Genomic DNA, 23,057 nt, shown 5'->3' with positions numbered 1-23,057 from the left:
TCAATATCACCATTATATCCAACAAATGCAAGAATTGGGAAATTCTGTGGTAATACAGCACAGAAAACTCCTAATAAATTTTCCCCTGATATTGTTTGCAATTCGTCAAAATTGCGATCGGTTTTATTAGGGAGCGATGGCCAATCATATTTATTGTTCTCAATCAACAACAAAGCGCTTTTTTCTGTGATTTTACTTTTCATTAAATATTCTACACCTTGAAATAATACTATTAAGGAGGTACTAACGGTAATTCCATTATGTTTCCAATAATCTTCAATAGTGATTTCATAGTTATCGAATATCTCATCTTGAATAAGTGCGTTTACATTGTTTGAGATATTAAAAAGCATTTCAAATGATTTCCAAAGACATTCTAATCCTAATTTCTCAAACCTATCTGGTTTTGGTATATTTTTAATCATTTAAACAGGGTATTTCTTTATTTTAAAAGAATGTATACAGGGATAATAGAGATAAATTTGGATATTCTAAGCCTAGTCTGGATAATGTGCCAAAAGAAATTTCATGAATTAGGGTCGTCTATTATTTTTTGTTGTGGAAATCCATATAAAATTGGGTGCGAAAACCACCTAAAGAATAATCCTAAGCATGTTGCTCTCAAGTTTCTATTTTATACTAAGTTCATTTTTTAAGACATTTACAAAATCTCTAAAAAATATGCATTTGGCCATAATTTTATTATAGTCTATCTCTGCAAATAATTCCCTGCAGTCAGATTCCACATATCTCCGTCGGCCTTTACTAGTTTCTCGTTTTAGTTTTTCTTTAGGGTCTTTTATACTAGTTGGATCTTTAGAAAATGTTAGTTTAGTTCCATATTTACGATTGATTAAATTAATATCAGCGAAAAGTAAAGCTTCCAATTCCCATACATTTAGTAAAATAACAGCCTTACAATTATTGGCGTAATCCTGTACTTTTTGAAACCAAATATTCCTCGAATCAACCTTAAGTTTATCAGAATTAAACCCATCTAAATCTCTAATACACACTAACAAATCATACTTTTCTATTTTAGTCTCCGCTGTGATCTGTTTAAAAAATTTAAAACTTTCTAATCCATCTCCCCTTAATTTTTTACAAAGGGTTTTAAATCTTATTGCAGAGCCAAATTGAGGTTTTAATAGATTTTCAAGAGCTACAGTATCATTTGGATCCTCTCCGATTAAGCCAATTACCTTCATTCTTCTAAATCTGAATAAACCCAATAATCGCTTAAATAACCCACCTCTTCAACATAAGTTCTCGCCTTTTCTCTTTCATCATTTGATAGCCTTCGTATAGATGTTCCGGAGTCTTTTGAATATGATACTATTTGAATTCTACTTAATTCTTCAATTTCAACGTAATTTAAAACTAAAGGAGAATGAGTTGATATAATAATTTGATTGAAGTCACTACGTTCCTTAATGAATTGCATTAAAAGATCAAATTGGTGGGGATGTATTCCTAACTCTGGCTCTTCTATCAAAATTACGCTTTCTTTCAAATCTTGTATTTGGGCAATAATATAGAATAATCTTTTTGTTCCATCAGAAAGATTGTTCCACGGTAACCAAGTATCATTTACGAAATACTCTATCTTGATGTTTTCAACATTAAAGCGTAGTTCGTCAAAATAAATATTAATATTTGAATTAAAACGTATATTCTTTATAGGGGTGTATTTTGAAAGTACACGGATAAATTCATCACTAAAAACAAATTTTGACTTAATATAATCAGTTGGAATTTCTTTTATCATTTGGGAGTCAATTTGATCTGAACTTTTATTCTCGAAAAAATCTAAAAACTCAGTTTCTATGTTCCAAAAATAACGGTCTAAAAAATTATTTCCGATAGAATATATGCCTTCATACATATCAAAATCGATGATCAGCTTACCAGGTAAATCAATGAATTCAGGAGAAATAGGTAGATTGTACTCTAAGAGTATCGTACGAGGAAAAGTTAACATTACTGATCGTAGAGCATAATTATAAAAAAGTTGGCGAGATTTTACTATTAATGTTCCTTCGGATTCCCCAGCTAATAATTTTCCTCTATGATTTAACGGCAGATAAGTGCCATTTAAGGTATAAGTTCTTTTGAAAAAATACTTTTGACCAGGATTAATTTCTATATCTTCCGGGCTAAAAGCTTGTCTTTCATAATTCACTTCGAACAAATCGGCCCCGCTTAAAGACTCCATTACAAAGGATAGCGCTTTAACGTGACTATCCTGAGGTAGCCCTTTCGGCCTTAAAGCCTCTTTTACAATATAAAGCAAATTTGACTTTCCTGCTCCATTCTTCCCAATAATAATATTAAGGCCATTATTAAAATCAGCATTTATCTTATGGATTGATCTAAATCCAACAACTGCTATATTTTTCAAATAAAGACTTTCAATCAGTTTTTTAGTCATATACAAATGTAAAATTTATTGAACAAAAATCTACAATAATAGCGACGTCGAATATCTGTTACTATCCGACCTTCTAGACCGAATGCATGACTCAGATCATCAGTTTAATATTTTATTAAATTTTAGGCTTAGTAGTAGTCAAAATAAATACAAGCCATACGCAAAATACTAGCGAAAATCCGATCCAAGGAGTTTTCATACTAAGGGCGGAGAAAAGCCCAATAGTCGATAGAATACAAAAGAGTAAGAATAATAATAAGGTCTTCATAATTGTAAGATTTAGAAATAATGAAATTATACTGCAATGAACTTCATCGCAGTATATACTTAAGCAGCTTGTTTGTTCTTATTTTTCTTTTTCTTCGATTTATTTTTTTTATCTTTTTTTGAGTCGATTTTTCTCAGAATTCTCATTACCTTTTTTTGGACATCATCAACAATTTTCCAGTCTTTTTCTATATAGATATCTGTTACTCTATTCCCTTCGTCGACATGATTTAGAGCGAGTGAGACATCATCTTTATTTAAGCGGCATCTATTTCTAGCAGTGTTTGCAAAAGTATGTCTTGCCCAGTACAAGGTGAGATTTTTAATTCCGGTTAGGTTACGAAGGTGGAGCATTCCCTTTGATAATGCATAATTAAGGTAATTAGGATTTCTATATCGATTTCGTAGTTTTTCGATATATTTTTCGAGAAGTGGCCTCGCTTCATCAATTATTCTAATGCTAATAAAGGCATTGTCTTTTCTTAAATCCTTAGTCTTTTTTCGATTGTAATCTATTCTACCATTTCTGATATCTGATCTATTTAAGTAGTATAGATCAATAGCATTAATGCCACAGAGGTAGAACGATAGCATATAGAGTTCTTTGGCTAATTCAGCTCGACTGTTGGCTACTGTAGGCCAATCCCTTAATTTTAAAACATCATCAATTTCATTGTTTCTGTTTTTTGTGAGAGGGGGAGAACCAACCTTATATTTTGAAAAAGGGTAATGTTTGATTCGATAGATCCCCAAATCTTCGTTGTTGTATTTTCTTCTGGCCTCATTAAAGAGAGTCCTTAAATCTCGCATGTGATTATGTAGTCCACTGTCCGATAAACCCTTTTCGGTTGTAACGACTGAATTTCCAAATTGATTAATCCTAGTCATGGTTCTATCAGACTTCAGGAATCGTTCATACATAAACAACATGTTTGAATTTATTTCTTTTATGGAGACAGTCTGTCTTTTAAAATAATCAATAAGGCTATTGCAAATAGCTGTATGGTTCTTGGCTGTTCCGTTTCTTCTATCAGCTTTTAATCGTTCGATATGTTCCCTGCAAAATGATATGAACTCTACATCCTCATCCATATCTTTCAGGTAATCTTTTAAAGCTTCCGCTGTAAAATATTCAAGTCTCCCATCAAGTTCGCTAATTGCTTTACGGTACTCCTTGAGTTGGTCATTTAACTTGTCAAGAACAAAGGTGTCCTTGATCTTTTTTTCTTTAGTGAGTTGCTTCTGAACAACATAGTGGTTAGTGTCCAAAAACTTTCTTTCTCCCTTGTGATAGACACAGATTTTTACATTGTAGGTGCCATCGGATTTCTTGTGGTGTTCATAAACTTTTGCGCTTACGGTTGCCATAATCTTTTTTCTTTTGCACGTAAAAATTCCCGTTACATATTTGTTACATTTTTACGTGAAGTTCAACAAAAAACTATGCAAAACTGGCCAAATAGGGCAGGTAGCCCGTAGCCATTCCATCAATGAAAATTGATGGAAAGAAACGAAAAAAGCGGCTTTTTCGCATAGAAAAGCCGCTTTTTTGCTTTGTGCTCCCACCTGGGCTCGAACCAGGGACCAAAAGATTATGAGTCTTCTACTCTAACCGACTGAGCTATAGGAGCAGGTCTTTTGTTTTGTCAATTTAAACAGCTGTTGTGCCGTTTTGACGATGCAATTATCGATATTTGTATTGATATTTCAAAATAATTCGATGGAAAAAATTAAAAATATTGTTCTTGATTATGGGAATGTGATCTTTATGATCGACTTTGTAAAATTGAAAGATGCTTTTACTCAGTTAGGTATAGAAAATGTTGATGCCGTATTTGGACATCATGGTCAAAGTGCACTTTTTGATAATTTTGATAAAGGAAAAATTGATTCGACGCAATTTCGTGAAGGGATAAGAGAATTAACCCAAAACCCAGCACTGACGGACGCACAGATTGATACGGCCTGGAACAGTTTACTGATCGGTGTACCACAGGGAAATCATGAGATTTTAGTCCAGTTGAAAGATCGATACCGTACCTTTTTGTTAAGTAACAACAATGCAATTCATTATGCCTATTGTATGAATGATATTCATGAGAAATATGGTGTTGCCGACAATGAAGGTTTTTTTGAAAAGACCTATTACTCTCATTTGGTAGGGATGCGCAAACCTGATGCGGAGATTTTTGAATTGGTTATGCAAGAGCAACAATTGGATCCGGCGGAGACTTTATTTATTGATGACAGCCCTCAACATCTAGCGACAGCAAAACAATTGGGTTGGCATACGGCATTGTGTACGAAGGAGAAACCGCTAAGAATTTTGTTGGAAGAATTCGAATTGCTATAAAAAATAATTTTGTTTTCCTTTTTAAAAATAAATAGCTTACCTTTGTCCCACTTTAAATTTAAAAGCGGCGAAAGGAGGTATATATAACGCATGATTATCGTAAATGTAAAAGAAGGAGAATCTTTAGATAGAGCATTGAAACGTTTCAAAAAGAAATTCGAAAAAACTGGAGTTTTAAGAGAGTTGCGTTCACGTCAAGCTTACGAAAAGAGATCTGTAACTCGTCGCATTCAAGTGAAAAAAGCGATTTACAAACAATCTTTGAATCAAGATGTAGCTAACTAATTGATTCGCTGAGAATTTTAAAATATAAAGGGAAAAGCAATGCTTTTCCCTTTTTTTTGTGCTTTTAAGTTTGTAATTTAAGCTATATAGCAAGGGAAAATATGTTGGAAAAGGAGTTTATTCGGTTTTTGCAGATTGAAAAAAGGTATTCAGAACATACGGTTATTGCCTATAAGCATGAGTTGGAGATGTTCCAGTCTTTTTTGGATCGTGAGGGACTGACTGTGCAGGATATCGTATACCGTGATTTACGTCATTATTTCGCGCAAATGGTAGAGTCCGGAAAAAATGCAAGTTCAGTCAACCGGAGTATGTCCTCCATGCGAACTTATTTTAAATTTTTGCAAAGAGAAGAGTGTATTGCGAAAAATCCCATGACGCTTATTAAAGCGTTAAAAACTGCTAAAAAATTACCGGTTGTTGTTGAAAAGGAAAAGCTGGTCCGTTTGTTGGATCAGATGGGGCAGGAGCAGGATGGGTTTGAATCCTGCCGCGATTATATGGTTATGGAATTGTTGTTCGGTACCGGGATTCGGTTGGCAGAATTGTTGAAAATTAAGGAGCAGGATATAGATTTTTTTAATAAAAATATTCTTATATTAGGTAAAAGGAACAAAGAACGCTTGGTTCCGATCAATAATCTTTTATTGAAAGAATTGAAAAACTATTTGCAACAAAAGGCGACGCAATTTGTTGATACTAATAACAGCTTACTAATCGTTACGAAAGAAGGAAAGCCAGCATATGCCAAGCTGATCTATGCTATTGTACATCGGCAATTGACGCTGATTTCTACTCAAGGTAAGAGAAGTCCTCATATTTTGAGACATACTTTCGCAACGGCCCTGTTGGACAACGGGGCGGATTTAAATGCAATTAAAGAGCTGCTGGGGCATGCAGGGCTTGCGGCAACACAAGTGTATACGCATAACTCAGCAGAACGATTGAAGTCAATTTATAAACAAGCTCATCCAAAAGCTTAAAAAAAGGAGGAAAAATGAACATTACTGTGCAATCCATTCGATTTACTGCTGATCAAAAGCTAATCGAGTTTATCAAAAAGAAAACAGGAAAATTGGAGCAGTTTTTGGATTCCATTATTGGTGGCGAATGCTACCTGCGATTGGAAAATGTCGATGATGAGGCAAATAAAATTTCAGAAATTAAATTAAATATCCCGGGAAGCCAGCTTTTTGCGAAAGGGCAAGCGAAGAGCTTTGAGGAGGCGACAGATATTGCTGTCGAATCCTTGCGTAGACAGATTAATAAACATAAAACAAAGACAAAAAATACAGTTATCAATGGACGTAATGAAGTTCTTACCCTAGAGGAAGAAGAAGAGGAAGAATACGATTAATAACTATTAAAATATAGATGTAAATGTAGGAGGTCAGTTATAGAAACTGGCCTCTTTTTTTGTACCGCTCTATTGTAATTGGTCCGTAAGAACCTAACGTGGATTTTCGGGGCTGTTGATCCATGTGAAATTAGGAAGGATTTATTTCCATTACTCGCTGAAAGGCTTATTTATATTAAATCAAAATAATCTTCTGTTTTACTTGGATTGATTATAAATAATATTTATTTTTGATCGATTTAAATGATAAGGGAAATAGAAATGTCAAAATTGGTTTGTCCGTTAGCACATGTTGAGGAAGTGTTTTCAACTATAGTAGGTACAGTTTATCAATGTAGCCGCAAAAATTGTTTCTGGTTGGAATATAATAATGAAACAACGTCTTTCTCGGTATCGGATTTTTTGAAATTTAAGAAACGTATCGATGGGATTGATGTTGAGCATATGCTTCATGATACAACACGCTCATCTGATTTTGAAATCATTATGCCTTTTCGTACAGAAAGATGTTTCATCTTAACTGTAGCGGATGTGCTCCAGTTGCGCGAATTATTAGATGGCGCTAAATTTATGATGGAATTGAATAGCGTTGTCAGAACTTGTTTGCAGGTTTCGCCATTTGCGGTTTTCGCTTAGGTAGTATATATAAACGAATTTAAAAAGCGGTGTACGTCTATGATGTACACCGCTTTTTGTTTTGTGGTGACCTTATTTAATTTTAATTTAAATAAGTCTCAATGGACTACCTTTTGTTTTTTGGTTGGCATTCCTGATTTTAAGTCCTTTCTGCCACTTATTGTTTTATTTGATGGCTTATTGAAAGTATCAATATTACGTATTTGTAATTGTATTGATTCTAAACAAGTTGTGGTTTGTTTGTCTAATTTAGACTGAATTTGTATTACATATTCTTGATACACATTTTGAATATCTGCTGTATCTTTGTGATGTAGTCAGGTGATCATGTGTTTCACTTGTTCATGTTTTAGAAATTAAACTTAAGGTAAATATGAAAGATTTATTGAAATTAAAATCTTCTTTGAAAGAAGAGATCGAAAATATATTGAATGCACAGATTAAAGTTGAAGCTCATTCTTCAGCATTATATTTGGCAATGTCTTCATGGTGTGATGATCAGGGTTTGGAAAATGCTTCCGAGTTTTTTGCGAAACAATCCAACGAAGAACGCGAGCACATGTTGAAGCTTTTCAATTATATTAACAACCGCGGTGGTCGTGCAATTTCTCCGGAAGTTACAGGTATTCCTCAAGATTTTGAATCATTCCGTGGTGTATTTGAGCAAACATTGGAACAAGAGATGTTTGTTACTGAACAATTCAATAATATTGCGGATAGATGTGCGAAGGAAAAAGACTACGTAACTTTTAACTTTGTTCAATGGTTCTTGGAAGAGCAAGTGGAGGAGGAGTTTGTTGCAAGACGTATTCTTGAATTATTCGATGTAATCGGTGAAGATGGTACTGGCCGTTGGGAAATTGATAAGCACCTCGTTAAGGTTACCTTTGCGGGTGAATAATAAATTGTAAAAAATAGTGTAAGAAACGAGCTGTTGAGAAAACAGCTCGTTTTTTTTATATACAAAATCACAACTTTTTACGTTAATAGCTTAAGAATTCTTATATTGAATTGTATTATTGCAAAGTCTATTTGATGGAACTAAAGGACGGGAATATTATCCGGTTAGTACTTTTTTTAGCTATAACGAACTTGTTTTTTTTACCCAAAACCACTTTAGGGCAGGTGTCAAAAAAAGAGGTTTATGGCATTGTTGTCGATACAGCTGGAAGGCCCCTAAATGGTGTAAGTGTTCACCTGACGAGTTCCCGCGATACCTTGTTCTCATCAACTTCCGCAACAGGTTATTTTCATTTTAATCGTGTACTGGGTAATGATATTCGTATTAGCTGTAGCCAGCTGGGCCTTAGTATCTTGGAACGTAGTTATCCCTTGTACAATAGCACGACAGCTAAATTGGATGTTGGAAAATTGACCATGTTTCCCCATGTATCCCTTTTAAAAGAAGTTGTTGTACTAAAATATAAACCCATTGTTTATAAGCAGGATACTGTTCAATTTAATCTGGATGCTTTTCAATTTGATCGTCGGGCACTCTTAGAAGAGGCTCTTAAGGCATTACCCAATATTCAGGTCTCGCGGGATGGTTCTGTCTACGCCTTCGGTAAGCCCATATCCTCTGTTAAGGTGGATGGTAAAAAATTCTTTGGTGGCGATGTGCTCACCGCCACACGCAATCTTCCTGCAGATTTTGTGAAAAGCGTTCAAGTTATTGATTTTTATGGTGACGAGGCGACGGCAAAAGGAATTAAAAGTGCTGAATCCGAAAAAGTTCTGAATATTGTGCTCAAAGATGATAAGAAGAAAATTACTTTTGGTCAAGCTACGCTTGGCGGTGGTTCGGTAGATCGTTACTTGGGGAGTGCTGGACTGAATCGTTTCAATGACGGTAAAGAGTACTCTGTTATCGCCTCGGTCAATAATACCAATACCAACCTTTTTTCTTTCGGTTCGCCCAATGGCGGGGAACGGGAGCGGGAAATGGGCGAGCTAGCGGATTTTGCGGACCCGACAGACGGCGTCAATAAAATCGGCTCTGTAGGTGGTAGTTTCTCTAGTCCGCTTTCTAAAACGGTAACAGCAAGCGGAAAATATAGCTTTACGCAACGTAATAATTATATCCAGGGAAATTCCTTATTACAATCGATATATGGGTATGGCAAAGCCGCGAATAATCTGATTAGTAATTTTGAAGATTACAAAATAAAATCAATCGATCGTATCCATAAAATGGACTGGGATTTTGATATGAAGCTGTCGCCCAAAGATCAGCTTAAAATATCGCCCAAACTATCTTGGACCAATTCGACCAGCAATACGTTAAAAGATAGAAGGATCCAAAATAATCGGTTAAGTAGTACGGGGAACTACGGCGCGGCCAATAGTACAGAAAGCCCTGCTGCGGCTTTAGATCTTTTTTACGTGCGAAGTTTTACTAAACCGGGGCGGAAAGTACTTTATACTTTGCATACGGATTTTAATTCCTTGGATAAAGATGAGGAAGTGCGCGATTTTAATAGAGCGATCGACAGCAGCTTGAAGGTGCCAAAAATAACGGAAACTTACCTGAATCAAATGGTCCGTTCCAGCAATGAGAATAAAAATATCCAAAGTCGCTTGTCGTTGGTGGAGCCCGTTGATTTAGGTGGTACCTTGGAGATCAATTACGATTTCGATTATACCAAAATTGATGCCCGTCGCTCTACTTTTGACAATAACAATAATTTTAACAACGGGCCCATACTGGTGGATTCACTTAGTTTGAAGTACGACTATTCTTTCGCAAGCAATAAAGTCGGCATGATTTACCGCCAAGACTTAAGCGAAAAAGTAAAGGTAAACTTCGGTTTTGCAGTTCAGCCGTCCGAATTAACGGGAAGTTCAACAGATAAACTGATAAAAACCTCCTATTCAAATGTTAATCTCGTGCCCTCTGCTGGATTGAAATGGAAGTTTACCAAAGAAGAGGATCTTTCTATGGACTATTATGGACGTAATAACCAGCCTAGTTTCTATCAGATACAGCCGGTGGTGGACAATACCAACACACAGAATATTGTGATCGGAAATAAGGATTTGAAATCTGAATTTGCACATAGTATTGTTTCAAAGTATCGCAAATCCATCACGCGGAGGGGACAATATCTGGAAGCCAGTCTTGCTTTTAACTTAGTAAATGATAAGATTGTAGCCAACCGGACAATTGAACCTAATTCAACGATACAGAAAACGACTTATCGCAATACAGAAGGCTACTATGATATTAAGAGCTATTATTTGTTTACAGCTTCTTTATTGTCGGATAATTTGCAGATGAGCTTAAATGGCAATGCAGATTATTACAACAATATTTCGTACGTCAATGATAAAAAGAGCTTTGGTGGACACTTTTTGTTTACACAAGCCCTTCAATTCCGCTATACCTGGAGTGATATTTTTGAAGCGGAATTAAATGGCAACTATTCGTTGAACAGGGCCACATTTGACTGGCCTGTACAAGATAATATCACGGCGCATTCTGGAATCGTTGGTTTGGGATCTAAAGCTTATTTGGGCAAACATTTTACCATGGGACTTGAACTTTCTCAAAAATTTAATGCGGGTTATTCGAGCTCATGGAACAATATTAATCCAACGATAATCAACGCCTATATGGAATATACTTTTGGAAGGAATAACTTGGGTATGTTGAGATTTCAGGGATTCGATCTAATGAATCAGAATACTGGAATTTCACGTGCCGTGGTGGGAAATGATATTTTAGACGTTCGAAACAATCGTTTGGCTCGTTATTTTATGCTTTCGCTCAATATAAGATTACAGAAATATCCCAAAAAATCATGATGAAAGCTGTCATTATTACTGAACCGGGCGGACCCGAAGTTTTGGAAGTCCGCGATGTGGAGATGCCGCAGATCGGTGAACTGGAAGTTTTAGTAGAAGTAAAGGCTGCAGGTGTAAATAGACCTGATGTTTTTCAGCGTAAAGGGAACTATCCGGCACCTGCCGGGGTGGATGCGCGGATACCTGGATTAGAAATAGCAGGGGTTATTGTCGCAAAGGGAACCGGGGTCGCTGACTGGAACATTGGTGATCGTGTATGTGCACTCGTAGCGGGTGGAGGTTATGCAAACTATGCTAAGGTCTATCAGGGACATTGTTTGCCTATTCCCGATCATTTAGATTTCGCGGAAGCAGCCTCGCTGCCTGAGACCGTATTTACAGTATGGGACAATGTCTTTCGAAGAGGGAATTTGCAGACCGGCGATCATTTTTTGGTACACGGTGGTGCTGGTGGGATTGGCAGTACGGCAATTCAGTTAGCGGCCTTGTTTGGTGCAGCAGTATATACGACAGTCAGCTCATCTGAAAAGGCTAGCTTTTGTAAATCATTGGGAGCAACCAAAACAATAAATTATAAAACGGAGGATTTTCTGGAGGCGCTGAAGCCTTTGGGGGTTGATGTTATTTTAGACAGTATTGGTGGTTCATATTTTGAGAAAAATATCAACCTTTTGAACCCCGATGGTCGTTTAGTATATATTAATGCGATGGAAAGCGCAATAGTCGAGTTAAACTTGCTCAAATTAATGCAGAAACGGATTGTTTTAACGGGAAGTACATTACGGGCGAGAGACCGTGAATTTAAGCAAGTGCTACGGGATGATATCTGGTCTCAGGTATGGCCGAAACTTAGCGCTGGCGATTTCAAACCGACCTTATACCGGGTGCTTCCTTTTGCCGAGGCTGCTGAAGCCCATCGATTGATGGAAGATTCAAGCTTATTGGGTAAAATCGTCTTAAGTTTTTGATCGCTGAAAGCTGAGCGGCGTGGTGCCGGTTACATTTTTGAAGTATTTATGGAAGCTTGAAAAGTTTTGAAAACCTGATTCAAAGCAGATCTGCTTCACCGTCTGTTTGTTTTCTATTAATAAATTGCAAGCGGTTTTCACGCGCATTTCGATCAGAAATTGAAAGAGCGTTTTTCCGATCTGTGATTTGAAATAACGGCAGAAGGAATTTGGGGTCATTCCCGTGAGAGAGGCAAGTTCTTGCAGGCGTATCTGGTCGCGATAATTTTCACCGATATATTGCATGGCAATCTGCATACGGTTGGCATCCTGATCTTGCAGCTGGATGGTAAAAGTGGGGCTCGTTAACAGATCATGTTGTTCTTCGGCCGAAATATACTGTAATATTTCTAATAAATGAATAATACGTGGGGTACCTGTTGCTGCCAAGATAGCGTCAATTAATTGCGCAGTTTTTAGTCGGCTGCACTCCAATAATGAAATGCCTCTTTTGGAGACGCGAATAAGGTCTTTGATGGATTTATTTTCAGGTAAATTAATAAAATCATTTCCCCAAAAGTTCTCTTTAAAATGAAGCACACGAATATCTGCGCTTTCTGCTTCTTCCTCTTGAAGATAAATTTCGTCAAATAACCAATAATGAGGTAGGTTTGAACCCACAAGGGTGATATCGCCCGATTCAAAGCGCCGGACACTATCGCCAATAAATTGGGTGCCTGAGCCTTTGGCGAAATAAATTAATTCCAGTTCTTCGTGGTAATGCCAAAGATTATGGTACTGAGGTGTATTGTCTCTACGCGCGTTGAACGAATGCTCAAGATTGCTGTTTAAATGAAGCAGCTGTGCTTTCATAATTATGAAATATATGCAGTAAAGTTACATAATTCAGTTTAGCTATGGTAATATAGCTTAATAATTTGATAATATACTTGAATATTGTCTAGCATTTTTAAGCTTATTTTACATTAAATAACTACTTATAACCATTTGAAAAATATGACGAATAAAAAGAGTTACGCATTTGCCTTGATTTTGGTGACATCCTTGTTCTTTTTCTGGGGATTTATTCATAACCTTGATCCGATCTTAATTCCGCATTTGAGGAATGCGTTTAGTTTATCCCATTTCCAGGCTTCCTTAGTCGATTCGGCTGTATTTATCGCTTATTTTGTGATGGCGATTCCTGCTGGAATTATCATGAAAAAATATGGCTATAAAGCGGGTATTTTGATCGGATTGATCTTTTTTGCCATTGGCTGTTTTCTTTTTGTACCTGCGGCCAATACGATAAGTTATGTTTTCTTTTTGGGGGCATTGTTCGTTGTAGCCTGTGGTCTTACCATTCTGGAAACCGCTGCAAATCCGTATGTAGCGATTTTGGGAGATCCAGCTTCTTCGGCGCAACGGCTTAATTTTGCGCAGTCCTTTAATGGACTAGCAGCCTTTGTTGCTCCGATTTTTGGTGGAAAATTTATTTTATCCCATGAACCCAAATCACAGGAAGAACTGGCGCAAATGGCTGAGCAGGCAAAGATGGCGTATATTCAGTCGGAAACAGCTGCTGTGAAATTGCCTTATGTAGTATTGGGAATATTGATTTTATTGATCGCTGCCTTGTTTTTCTTTACCAAATTACCTGATATCAAAGATGCCGAGGAAGAAGGTAGAGCTGGTTTTTTCCACGCGTTGCGTCATAAAAATGTGCGTTGGGCCGTGGTGGCTCAATTTTTCTATGTGGGAGCGCAAGTCTGTATTTTAAGCTTCCTGGTATTGTATGCAACAGAAGCTGCGGGCATATCGGGTAAGGATGGGGCCGATTATGCTGGGTTTGCGGGATTGGCTTTTATGTTGGGCCGGTTTATCGGTACATTTTTTATGCGTTTTGTATCAGCATCCCAGCTTCTGATCATCTATTCCGCTATAGCGATCGTTCTATCCCTATTTGTCATCTTCGGATCAGGTATTCAGACCTTGTATGCATTGATCGGTATTGCATTCTTTATGTCTATTATGTTTCCGACGATATTCGCGTTTGGTGTACAAGGTATCGGTGCCGATACCAAATCTGCTTCCAGTTTGATCGTAATGTCTATTGTTGGTGGTGCTTTGTTACCTCCAATTTTGGGCTTTATCTCGGATAAAACAGGACATTTCCAGTATGGCTATTTTGTGCCATTGGTTTGTTTTATTGTTGTCTTATTGTTTGCTTTCCAAAATAGAAATGTCAGTATTGCAGAAACCGAAAATCTTAAATCACATTAATTAGTTAGTAATGAAAAGATATGTCATGGCTTTAGATCTTGTGGGCGATCCACAATTGATCAAGGAATATGAGGATTACCACCGTGAGGTTTGGCCGGAAATAAAACGTTCGATTCTGGATGCAGGTATTCTGCAGATGGAGATCTATCGTTTTGAAAATAGATTGTTTATGAACATGGAGGTGGGTGAAGACTTTTCATTTGAGAAAAAATCGGCTATGGATGCTGCCAATGAAAAAGTACAGGAATGGGAACAGCTGATGTGGAAATACCAGGCGGCCATTCCGGGGGCAAAGCCGGGAGAGAAATGGGTAATGATGACAAAAATATTTGAATTAGTATAATTATGGCTATACAGCGCTATTTACAGATCCATCCAATGGATAATGTCCTTGTTGCATTACAGGACTTGGCTGCGGGAACAACGATTGTTTTTGAAGGTAAGGAATTTACATTAAAGCAAGCTGTTGCTGCCAAACATAAATTCACCATCCAGCCAATGGAACAAGATACGGAGATATTGATGTATGGTGTTCTGGTAGGAAAATTGAATACTCCCCTAGCTGAAGGGGAACTCATTACCACTGAAAACTTGCGCCATGCGTCGGAAGATTTTAAAATGGGCAATCGCAAGACAGCCTGGACAAAACCTGATGTTTCTGCATTTAAAGATAAAACGTTCAATGGATTCCACCGTTCAAATGGGACTGTTGGAACGGCCAATTACTGGTTGGTTATTCCATTGGTTTTTTGCGAAAATAGAAATGTATTGACCCTGAAGGCTGCTTTTGAAGAAAAGTTAGGCTATAAAGTAAAAGCCAATAATTACGTGTCTGAGGTAGAAGATCTCATTAGCTTATATAAGTCTGGTGCTGATGTAAATGCGATTCTTAGTCAGGATCTACTTGCTAATTCGACTTCCAGTGAGCAGGAACGCCTGTTCAAAAATGTCGATGGAATCAAGTTTTTAAACCATGAAATGGGCTGCGGCGGAACCCGCATGGATTCGGATGCCTTATGTGGCCTTTTGGCTGGTTATATCACCCATCCGAATGTGGCGGGGGCAACGGTATTGAGTTTAGGATGTCAGCATGCGCAGGCTTCCATTCTGAAAGCTGAAATTGAAAAGCGAAGTCCAGGTTTTGATCGCCCACTGTATATTTTCGAACAACAGAAAGAAGGAACTGAAAAAGAGCTTATGCAAAAGGCGATTAAAGCAACTTTTGCAGGGATGATGCAAGCGGATAAAAATGAGCGCAAACCAGCCTCATTGGACAAATTGTGTATAGGTCTGGAATGTGGTGGTTCAGACGGATTTTCGGGCATCTCGGCCAATCCGGCGCTCGGATTTGTATCAGATATTTTGGTGACTTTAGGCGGATCGGTGATTCTGGCGGAGTTTCCTGAATTATGCGGCGTGGAACAGGAGTTGAGTGATCGTTGTATCGATGAGCCAACGGCGGAGCGTTTTATGTCGCTGATGCGTACTTACAACGCAAAAGCTGAAGCTGATGGTTCGGGATTCTATATGAATCCTTCTCCGGGCAATATTCGTGATGGTTTAATTACTGACGCAATTAAGTCTGCTGGGGCTGCCAAAAAAGGAGGAACATCACCTGTTGCAGCAGTGATTGATTATCCTGAATTGGCCAACGGTCCGGGGTTAAACTTATTATGTACGCCTGGTAATGATGTGGAAAGTACAACTGCAGAAGTGGCAGCAGGTGCTAATATTGTCTTGTTTACTACGGGGCTGGGTACCCCTACAGGTAACCCGATTGCACCTGTTGTGAAACTATCAACAAATACCAAGACTTTTGAGAAAATGCCCGATATCCTGGATTTGAACTGTGGTACCATTATCGAAGGTACAGAGACTATTGAGGAAGCCGCACACCGTATTTGGGATTATGTAATAGAGGTTGCTTCTGGTGAAGTGAAACCGAAGGCGGTGTTGTTGGGGCAAGACGATTTCATACCATGGCGTAGAGGTGTTTCTTTGTAGTTGGGTATAATGAGTTTATTGAAAATCCATGACAACTAATCATTTACATATGAAACTTAAACATGTAATCTGTGGTTTAGCCTTGCTGATGGGATCAGTATCCGCGAGCTATAGCCAGCAACATTATCAACCGAGTCCCGAAAATCTGAAAAATAGGGAGTGGTTTGAACAATCTCGGTTTGGTGTTTTTATCCATTGGGGGGTATATAGTGTGCTGGGGGATGGTGAGTGGGTCATGAACAACCAGAATATCAGTTTGGATGAATATGCATTGCTGCCTAAATTTTTCAATCCAATTTCCTTTAATGCGAAAGAATGGGCGAAGTTATTTAAACAGGCAGGGGCAAAGTATATCACCTTTACGACCAGACATCATGATGGATTTTCGATGTGGAACAGCCAGGTTTCGGACTATAATGTGGTGAAGAAATCTCCCTTCAAACGCGATATTGTGAAAGAGTTGGTGGAAGCTTGCCGTGCCGAAGGGATAAAAGTGATGTTCTACTATTCGCTTTTAGACTGGCACCGGGATGATTATCTGCCTGTTGGTAAAACGGGTGGTGGCATTGCGGGGCGCGATTCAACGAAAGGGGATTGGAATCATTATGTCCAGTTTATGAAAAGCCAATTAACGGAGCTGTTGAGCAACTACGGTGAGATCGATGGGATCTGGTTTGATGGTCATTGGGACAAGCCCAATGAAGATTGGCATTTCAAAGAAATCTATGAATTGATTCATACCTTACAGCCACAGTGCTTGGTGGGTAACAACCACCATCTGGCGCCATTTGAAGGGGAAGATTTTCAGATGTTCGAACGTGATTTACCTGGAGAGAATACTACTGGGTTCGGCACGAAAGTGCATGATGTTGGGAAACTACCGAAGGAAGTATGTGGAACAATTGCAGGATCTTGGGGATTTGAGCTGAAAGATCGGACACGAAAATCCTTTCAGGAAGTGCTGAAATACCTGGTCAAGGCAGCTAGTCATGGTTCCAATTTATTGCTCAATGTTGGCCCGATGCCAAACGGTGAGATTCAGGACTATCAACAGGAGCGCTTGAAAGAACTTGGAAAATGGCTATCGGTGTATGGTGAAACAATCTATGGAACAGCGGGTGGGGCGGTGTCACCAACAGACGATTATGCGTTGACAAAAAAAGGAAACCAAGTGTATCTACATGTGTTTAAAACGGATAAAAAGGAATTGTTGATTAATAACCTTCCTTATCAGGTGAAAAAAGTAAGCACATTTATCGGAAAGAAAGAGATTAAGTTTAGTTATAAGAACAATAGTCTACGCTTGGATTTGCCAACATCGACAGATGAAGCAGATTTGGTATTGACATTAACAATTAAATAACAATGGGAAAATTAGAACAAAAAGTAGCTGTAATTACCGGTGGTGGTAGTGGGATAGGCCGTGCGATCAGTCTGCAATTTGCTGCAGAAGGAGCAAAAGTTCATATTCTGGATTTGAATGAAGATGGCGGTAAGGCTGTAGTTGATGAGATCTTGGCTTTGGGTGGTCAGGCTGCATTTAATCGTTGTAATGTAACTGATCAACAAGAAATTACTGCTATAGCACAAAATATCGGAAAAATTGATATTTTAGTAAATAATGCTGGTATCGCTCATGTTGGTAATTTGGAAAATTGTCAATCAGAAGATTTTGAGCGTGTTTTTAATGTGAATGTTAAGGGAGCTTATAATGCATTGCATGCTATTGTGCCGATGATGAAGGCGCAGGGTTCGGGAGCAATCCTTAATTTAGCATCCATAGCTGCATGGGTTGGTATCACGGATCGTTTTGCGTATTCGATGAGCAAGGGGGCTATTTACGCGATGTCAATGTCTGTAGCACGGGATTACATGGCCTATGGTATTCGTTGCAATAGCATTTCGCCTGCACGTGTACATACCCCATTTGTGGATGGATTTATCGCAAAAAACTATCCTGGAAAAGAGGAAGAAATGTTTGAAAAACTATCAGCAAGCCAACCAATAGGCCGCATGGCGCAACCGGAAGAAATTGCCAAATTAGCACTTTTCTTGTGTAGTGACGATGCTGGATTTATTACTGGAAATGACTACCCTATTGACGGTGGTTTTATTAAATTGAATAATTAAAAAGCTAAAAATAAAATATCTATTATCTCAATACTATAAAAATGAAATTAATACGTTTTGGAGCTCAAGGCAAGGAGAAAATCGGTGTTCAGATCGATGGTGTAAATTACGATGTAAGCGCATTTGGTGGTGATTACAATGAACAATTCTTTGCAGAGAATGGTGTAGCCCGTTTAGAAGAATTTGTGAAGGCAAATGAAGGTAAGTTGATTGAAGTTCCTCAAGGCGAACGTATCGGAGCACCTTTTGCCCGCCCATCCAAAATTGTTTGTATTGGATTGAACTATTTAGACCATGCCAAGGAAACAAATGCACCAATTCCTGCTGAACCGATCATCTTTATGAAATCGACCACTTCGTTGGTAGGTCCATACGATAATGTGATGATTCCGAAAGATTCTGTAAAAACAGATTGGGAGGTGGAATTCTGTATTGTGATCGGTAAAAAAGCTTCTTATATAGAAGAGCATGAAGCCTTAGATTATGTGGTCGGTTATGTATTGCACAACGATGTTTCCGAACGTGAGTATCAGCTGGAACGTGGCGGTACTTGGGATAAAGGAAAAGGATGTGATACGTTTGCACCGATGGGACCTTTCATGGCGACAAAAGAAGAAATCAAAGATATCAACAATGTGCGTCTATGGTTGAAGGTAAACGGAAAAACCTACCAAGATGGTAATACCAAGGATTTAATCTTTTCGGTGGCGCATGTAGTATCCTATGTGTCTAAATTTATGACTTTGTTGCCAGGAGACGTGATATCAACAGGTACTCCGGCAGGTGTTGGCTTAGGATTTAACCCACCGATTTATTTGAAGCCTGGCGATGTGATCGAGTTAGGAGCAGATGGTCTTGGAGAGTCCCGTCAGACTGTGGTAGCGTATTCAAAAAATTAATTGCTCATTAGGTTTTCTTTTCATTATGCGTATAGATACCCATCAGCATTTCTGGAAATTCGATCCAATTAGAGATAGTTGGATTACCGAAGAAATGCAAGTCATCAGACGTGATTTCACCCCTTTGGATATTCAATTTGTGCTTGAACGAAATGGATTTGGAGGGAGTGTTGCTGTTCAGGCGGATCAATCCAACGAAGAGACTGCTTATTTGGTTCAGCTGGCTAGTGATTATCCTTTTATTAAAGGCGTAGTGGGCTGGATTGATCTTCAAGCAGCGGATATTCGACAACAGTTGGATGGCTATCAATCAGCTACGGTCATCAAAGGATTTCGTCATATTGTTGAAGGAGAAGCTGACCCTGATTTTCTCATTCGCCCTGCGGTATTAAACGGGCTGAAGGCCTTAGCAGATTATGGTTATACGTATGATCTGCTCATCCGTCCACGACATTATGCGGCAACGTTGGATTGTGTGCAGCAAAATCCAAATCTTCAATTTGTATTGGATCATATTGCCAAACCGCCGATCAAGTCGAAAGCATTTGATGAGTGGGCGGCGTTTATCGATGCGCTATCTGCCTTTCCAAATGTCGTATGTAAAGTTTCGGGACTTGCAACAGAGGCCGATTGGGAAGGATGGAAACTTGATGATTTTAAGCAATATCTGGAGCATATCTTTGCGCGTTTTGGAAAGGAGCGCATTATGTACGGGTCAGATTGGCCGGTATGTCTATTGGCGGCATCCTACGAAGAAAGTATTGCCATCGTTGAGGATAAATTAGGGCAATTTACGGCTGAAGAGAAGAACGCATTTTGGGCAGAGAACGCAATACGCGTGTATAATCTTTAAAAGGAAAAACTTCAGCATGCTATGAAAGGGAAAAATAGCATGCTGAAGCTTTTTATTGGTCATGAAGCTGGATAATGGGCTTAATGACGTCAATATAAATTAATCAATAACCAGAGAACGAATTCATTGTTGCGAATGTTAACCACAATCAATGAAACAAACCATTCAATAAAAGTATTATGGATCTTCATTTAAAAGATAAAGTTGTTATTGTTACCGGCGGAGCAAAAGGAATCGGGCGGGCTGTAGTCCACGCGTTGGCTAAAGAACAGGCTATTCCTGTCATTGTTGGCCGTAAACAAGCTGATAATGAAAAAGTCAAAGAAGAAATAAAGCAATTTGGTGTGGATGCACTCTGTATTGAAGCAGAATTATCTAAACCCGAAGATTGTGAAAGAGCCGTTCAAAAGACATTGGAAGTGTACGGGCGGATCGATGGTTTGGTGAATAATGCCGGACAAAATGATGGTGTTGGATTGGCATCGGGCAACTATGAAAGATTTGTTGCTTCGCTACATAAGAACTTAATTCACTACTATCTGATGGCACATCACGCTTTGGATGCGTTGAAAGCATCTAAGGGCAGTATCGTGAATATTTCGTCCAAAACTGGTGAAACAGGGCAGGGCAATACCTCGGCTTATGCGGCATCCAATGGTGGACGTAATGCACTTACGCGCGAGTGGGCTGTAGAATTGTTGCCTTACTCGATTCGTGTCAATGCCATTATTGTGGCAGAATGTGCAACTCCCCAATACGATACCTGGATTCAAACCTTATCAAATCCGGAGGAGACATTGAAAAAAATTACGGACCGCATTCCATTGGAGCATCGCATGACCACAGCAGCGGAAATCGCCGATACAACAGTCTTTTTGCTGTCTAACAAATCAAGTCATACAACTGGTCAATTGATTCATGTGGACGGTGGCTATGTGCATCTTGATCGGTCGATTATTGCTGAATCGTAGCAGAAAAGCGATTGGGTTTTGGAAATTAAACTTGAGTGGATTTTAAAAAGACAACGCCGGTTCATTTCCAAAATCCATGATCTTTTTTTTGATAATATCCCTCAATCAATCAATGAAAATAACACCCATTGAATTCAGGCAGTAGGGGTATGATGAATTTTCTATACGGCGGAGATGTGGGGGGGATGTTATATAAAATGCAGTTAGCTAAAACAAAAAAAGCTTGTTCATTGAACAAGCTTTTTTTGTGGTGCCACCTGGGTTCGAACCAGGGACACAAGGATTTTCAGTCCTTTGCTCTACCAGCTGAGCTATGGCACCAGTTGACCTTTTATTTAAATCTGTGATCATCAGATTGAAGCGTGGTGCCACCTGGGTTCGAACCAGGGACACAAGGATTTTCAGTCCTTTGCTCTACCAGCTGAGCTATGGCACCGCTTTTTTGCTATGGGTTTGTTCCCCTATTGCGATGCAAATATAGTCCGATAATTTGAATTCTAAAACTTTTATGCAGATTATTTTCGTACTTTTTTCGAACGTGTTGATTTTGATCGAGATAAAATTACAAGAAACTAACATATAGGAAAAGGAATAAGCTGTATCTTTGCATTTCAATAATTAGAGATGAGTAAAAGAGGAAGAGTTTTAGTTGCAATGAGTGGAGGGGTAGATAGCTCCGTTGCTTCTGTCATGCTCCACGAACAAGGATATGAGGTTATCGGTATCACGATGAAGACATGGGATTATGCATCCGCAGGTGGCTCGTCGAAAGAAACCGGATGTTGTAGCCTTGATAGTATCAATGACGCTCGTACATTAGCCGTAAACTATGGTTTCCCTCATTATATATTAGATATACGTGATGAGTTTGGAGATTTTGTGATTGACAATTTTGTAGAAGAATATATTGCTGGGCGCACGCCTAACCCATGCGTGTTGTGTAATACCCACATTAAGTGGGAGGCTTTGATGAAACGCGCTGACAAATTGGACTGTGAGTTTATCGCTACCGGGCACTATGCTAATATCCGTATGCACGACAATGGTCGTTATGTGATATCAAAAGGTAAGGATGAAAACAAAGATCAATCTTACGTTTTATGGGGCGTATCACAAGAAAATCTTGCCCGGACACAGTTTCCGTTAGGATCTTTCACGAAAAAGGAGATTCGTCAGATGGCTTTGGATATGGGACAGAAGGAATTGGCCAATAAGTCGGAGAGTTATGAAATCTGTTTCGTTCCTGACAACGACTACCGTGCGTTTTTGAGACATAAGGTGCCAACGTTGGATCAACAAATTGGTCCCGGTAACTTTATTCTTTCCGATGGTACCGTTGTAGGTAAACATATTGGTTACCCTTATTTCACCATCGGTCAGCGTAAAGGCTTAGGTATTGCCTTGGGTAAACCGATGTTTGTGATTGAGATCCTTCCGGAAAGTAATACGGTCGTATTGGGTGAAGAACATGAACTTGAAAAGTCACATGCTTACGTTCGTAATGTGAACTTTGTGAAATATGCAGGACTAGATCAACCGATGGAAGCAATTTCAAAGGTACGTTACAAAGACTCTGGTGCTTTGTCGACCATATCCCAAGAAGGCGATAAAGTGCGTATAGATTTTGTGCACAATGTGAAAGGTATTGCTCCAGGGCAATCGGCCGTTTTTTATGAAGGCAATGATTTACTCGGTGGTGGTTTCTTAATGAAATAAATAGAAGCTGGACTGAGATCTAAAATAAGAATTTTAATCCCTATACTGCCGCTGCGGTATAGGGATTTTTATTTGGTTTAAAATACGCTTTATTGGGACTTCAAACTAGAAGATATTCGCT

At 38.6% G+C, this 23,057-nt stretch carries 22 protein-coding genes and 3 tRNA genes; 17 read left to right on the top strand and 8 right to left on the bottom strand.

From position 1 onward, the window contains the following. The 5 genes from B4Z90_RS03915 to B4Z90_RS03895 all read right to left on the bottom strand — a co-directional run. A partial coding sequence (locus tag B4Z90_RS03915; protein WP_286801443.1) for a hypothetical protein occupies positions 1 to 425 on the bottom strand: 425 nt, incomplete at its 3' end. Between the two features lie 204 nt (positions 426 to 629). Next, positions 630 to 1,208, bottom strand: coding sequence for a DUF4276 family protein (locus tag B4Z90_RS03910; protein ID WP_286778950.1), 579 nt, complete (start codon positions 1,206 to 1,208; stop codon positions 630 to 632). Continuing rightward, positions 1,205 to 2,431, bottom strand: a complete 1,227-nt coding sequence (locus B4Z90_RS03905) for an AAA family ATPase (protein WP_286801442.1) — start codon at positions 2,429 to 2,431, stop codon at positions 1,205 to 1,207. The genes B4Z90_RS03910 and B4Z90_RS03905 overlap by 4 nt, the downstream gene beginning before the upstream one ends. A gap of 327 nt (positions 2,432 to 2,758) precedes the next feature. After that, a complete protein-coding gene (locus B4Z90_RS03900; RefSeq protein ID WP_286801440.1) occupies positions 2,759 to 4,066 on the bottom strand; it encodes a site-specific integrase in 1,308 nt (435 codons plus the stop codon). Positions 4,067 to 4,255: 189 nt separating this feature from the next. Continuing rightward, positions 4,256 to 4,329: transfer RNA gene (locus tag B4Z90_RS03895), tRNA-Ile, on the bottom strand. An 89-nt stretch (positions 4,330 to 4,418) separates the two neighbouring features. On the opposite strand from B4Z90_RS03895, the gene B4Z90_RS03890 reads away from it, so the two are divergent. The 8 genes from B4Z90_RS03890 to B4Z90_RS03855 all read left to right on the top strand — a co-directional run bounded on the left by B4Z90_RS03890 (position 4,419) and on the right by B4Z90_RS03855 (position 12,101). Beyond that, entirely contained in the window at positions 4,419 to 5,051 is a 633-nt protein-coding gene (locus B4Z90_RS03890) for an HAD family hydrolase (RefSeq protein ID WP_175441966.1), read from the top strand. 90 nt (positions 5,052 to 5,141) lie between these two features. Continuing rightward, positions 5,142 to 5,336, top strand: a complete 195-nt coding sequence (gene rpsU / locus B4Z90_RS03885; protein WP_046672133.1) for a 30S ribosomal protein S21 — start codon at positions 5,142 to 5,144, stop codon at positions 5,334 to 5,336. A 101-nt stretch (positions 5,337 to 5,437) separates the two neighbouring features. Continuing rightward, positions 5,438 to 6,319: a tyrosine-type recombinase/integrase gene (locus B4Z90_RS03880; RefSeq protein ID WP_070563761.1), complete on the top strand. Its 882-nt coding sequence runs from the start codon at positions 5,438 to 5,440 to the stop codon at positions 6,317 to 6,319. Positions 6,320 to 6,333: 14 nt separating this feature from the next. Beyond that, positions 6,334 to 6,693, top strand: a complete 360-nt coding sequence (gene hpf, locus B4Z90_RS03875) for a ribosome hibernation-promoting factor, HPF/YfiA family (RefSeq protein WP_070563758.1) — start codon at positions 6,334 to 6,336, stop codon at positions 6,691 to 6,693. A gap of 261 nt (positions 6,694 to 6,954) precedes the next feature. After that, positions 6,955 to 7,329, top strand: a complete 375-nt coding sequence (locus tag B4Z90_RS03870) for a DUF6686 family protein (RefSeq protein WP_070563755.1) — start codon at positions 6,955 to 6,957, stop codon at positions 7,327 to 7,329. A 373-nt stretch (positions 7,330 to 7,702) separates the two neighbouring features. Continuing rightward, entirely contained in the window at positions 7,703 to 8,230 is a 528-nt protein-coding gene (locus B4Z90_RS03865; protein ID WP_070563752.1) for a ferritin, read from the top strand. 134 nt (positions 8,231 to 8,364) lie between these two features. Continuing rightward, entirely contained in the window at positions 8,365 to 11,133 is a 2,769-nt protein-coding gene (locus B4Z90_RS03860) for a TonB-dependent receptor (protein WP_115047404.1), read from the top strand. Further along, entirely contained in the window at positions 11,130 to 12,101 is a 972-nt protein-coding gene (locus B4Z90_RS03855; RefSeq protein ID WP_312128085.1) for an NAD(P)H-quinone oxidoreductase, read from the top strand. Before B4Z90_RS03860 ends, B4Z90_RS03855 begins: the two co-directional genes overlap by 4 nt. On the opposite strand, the gene B4Z90_RS03850 is transcribed toward B4Z90_RS03855, so the two are convergent. Continuing rightward, the gene (locus B4Z90_RS03850; RefSeq protein WP_070563746.1) at positions 12,090 to 12,953 is read right to left on the bottom strand and encodes an AraC family transcriptional regulator; all 864 of its coding nucleotides are present in this window, start codon (positions 12,951 to 12,953) and stop codon (positions 12,090 to 12,092) included. The genes B4Z90_RS03855 and B4Z90_RS03850 overlap by 12 nt on opposite strands. A gap of 144 nt (positions 12,954 to 13,097) precedes the next feature. Here B4Z90_RS03850 and fucP point away from each other — a divergent pair, with 144 nt between their 5' ends. From fucP to B4Z90_RS03810, 8 genes are all read left to right on the top strand, one after another. Beyond that, on the top strand, positions 13,098 to 14,363 hold the full coding sequence (gene fucP / locus B4Z90_RS03845) for an L-fucose:H+ symporter permease (protein WP_070563743.1): 1,266 nt from the start codon (positions 13,098 to 13,100) through the stop codon (positions 14,361 to 14,363). A gap of 10 nt (positions 14,364 to 14,373) precedes the next feature. After that, positions 14,374 to 14,706, top strand: a complete 333-nt coding sequence (locus B4Z90_RS03840) for an L-rhamnose mutarotase (RefSeq protein WP_115047406.1) — start codon at positions 14,374 to 14,376, stop codon at positions 14,704 to 14,706. A gap of 2 nt (positions 14,707 to 14,708) precedes the next feature. Continuing rightward, the gene (locus tag B4Z90_RS03835) at positions 14,709 to 16,367 is read left to right on the top strand and encodes a UxaA family hydrolase (protein ID WP_112375752.1); all 1,659 of its coding nucleotides are present in this window, start codon (positions 14,709 to 14,711) and stop codon (positions 16,365 to 16,367) included. 49 nt (positions 16,368 to 16,416) lie between these two features. Continuing rightward, on the top strand, positions 16,417 to 17,730 hold the full coding sequence (locus B4Z90_RS03830) for an alpha-L-fucosidase (RefSeq protein WP_115049457.1): 1,314 nt from the start codon (positions 16,417 to 16,419) through the stop codon (positions 17,728 to 17,730). A 2-nt stretch (positions 17,731 to 17,732) separates the two neighbouring features. Continuing rightward, entirely contained in the window at positions 17,733 to 18,497 is a 765-nt protein-coding gene (locus B4Z90_RS03825; RefSeq protein WP_046672143.1) for an SDR family NAD(P)-dependent oxidoreductase, read from the top strand. Positions 18,498 to 18,538: 41 nt separating this feature from the next. Continuing rightward, positions 18,539 to 19,396: a fumarylacetoacetate hydrolase family protein gene (locus tag B4Z90_RS03820; RefSeq protein WP_115047407.1), complete on the top strand. Its 858-nt coding sequence runs from the start codon at positions 18,539 to 18,541 to the stop codon at positions 19,394 to 19,396. 25 nt (positions 19,397 to 19,421) lie between these two features. Continuing rightward, positions 19,422 to 20,249, top strand: a complete 828-nt coding sequence (locus B4Z90_RS03815; protein ID WP_070563734.1) for an amidohydrolase family protein — start codon at positions 19,422 to 19,424, stop codon at positions 20,247 to 20,249. Between the two features lie 179 nt (positions 20,250 to 20,428). Beyond that, complete coding sequence (locus B4Z90_RS03810) at positions 20,429 to 21,220, top strand: SDR family oxidoreductase (RefSeq protein ID WP_115047408.1); 792 nt, start codon at positions 20,429 to 20,431, stop codon at positions 21,218 to 21,220. Positions 21,221 to 21,468: 248 nt separating this feature from the next. On the opposite strand, the gene B4Z90_RS03805 is transcribed toward B4Z90_RS03810, so the two are convergent. Both B4Z90_RS03805 and B4Z90_RS03800 read right to left on the bottom strand, forming a co-directional pair. Next, a tRNA-Phe gene (locus tag B4Z90_RS03805) sits at positions 21,469 to 21,541 on the bottom strand. 42 nt (positions 21,542 to 21,583) lie between these two features. Next, positions 21,584 to 21,656, bottom strand: a tRNA-Phe gene (locus tag B4Z90_RS03800). Between the two features lie 188 nt (positions 21,657 to 21,844). On the opposite strand from B4Z90_RS03800, the gene mnmA reads away from it, so the two are divergent. Next, positions 21,845 to 22,936, top strand: coding sequence for a tRNA 2-thiouridine(34) synthase MnmA (mnmA, locus tag B4Z90_RS03795; protein ID WP_046672147.1), 1,092 nt, complete (start codon positions 21,845 to 21,847; stop codon positions 22,934 to 22,936). Positions 22,937 to 23,057: the final 121 nt, after the last annotated feature.

The organism is Sphingobacterium sp. UBA5639, from assembly GCF_002421245.1.
Taxonomy (GTDB): domain Bacteria; phylum Bacteroidota; class Bacteroidia; order Sphingobacteriales; family Sphingobacteriaceae; genus Sphingobacterium; species Sphingobacterium multivorum.
This window is presented reverse-complemented; position numbering and strand designations above follow the sequence as displayed.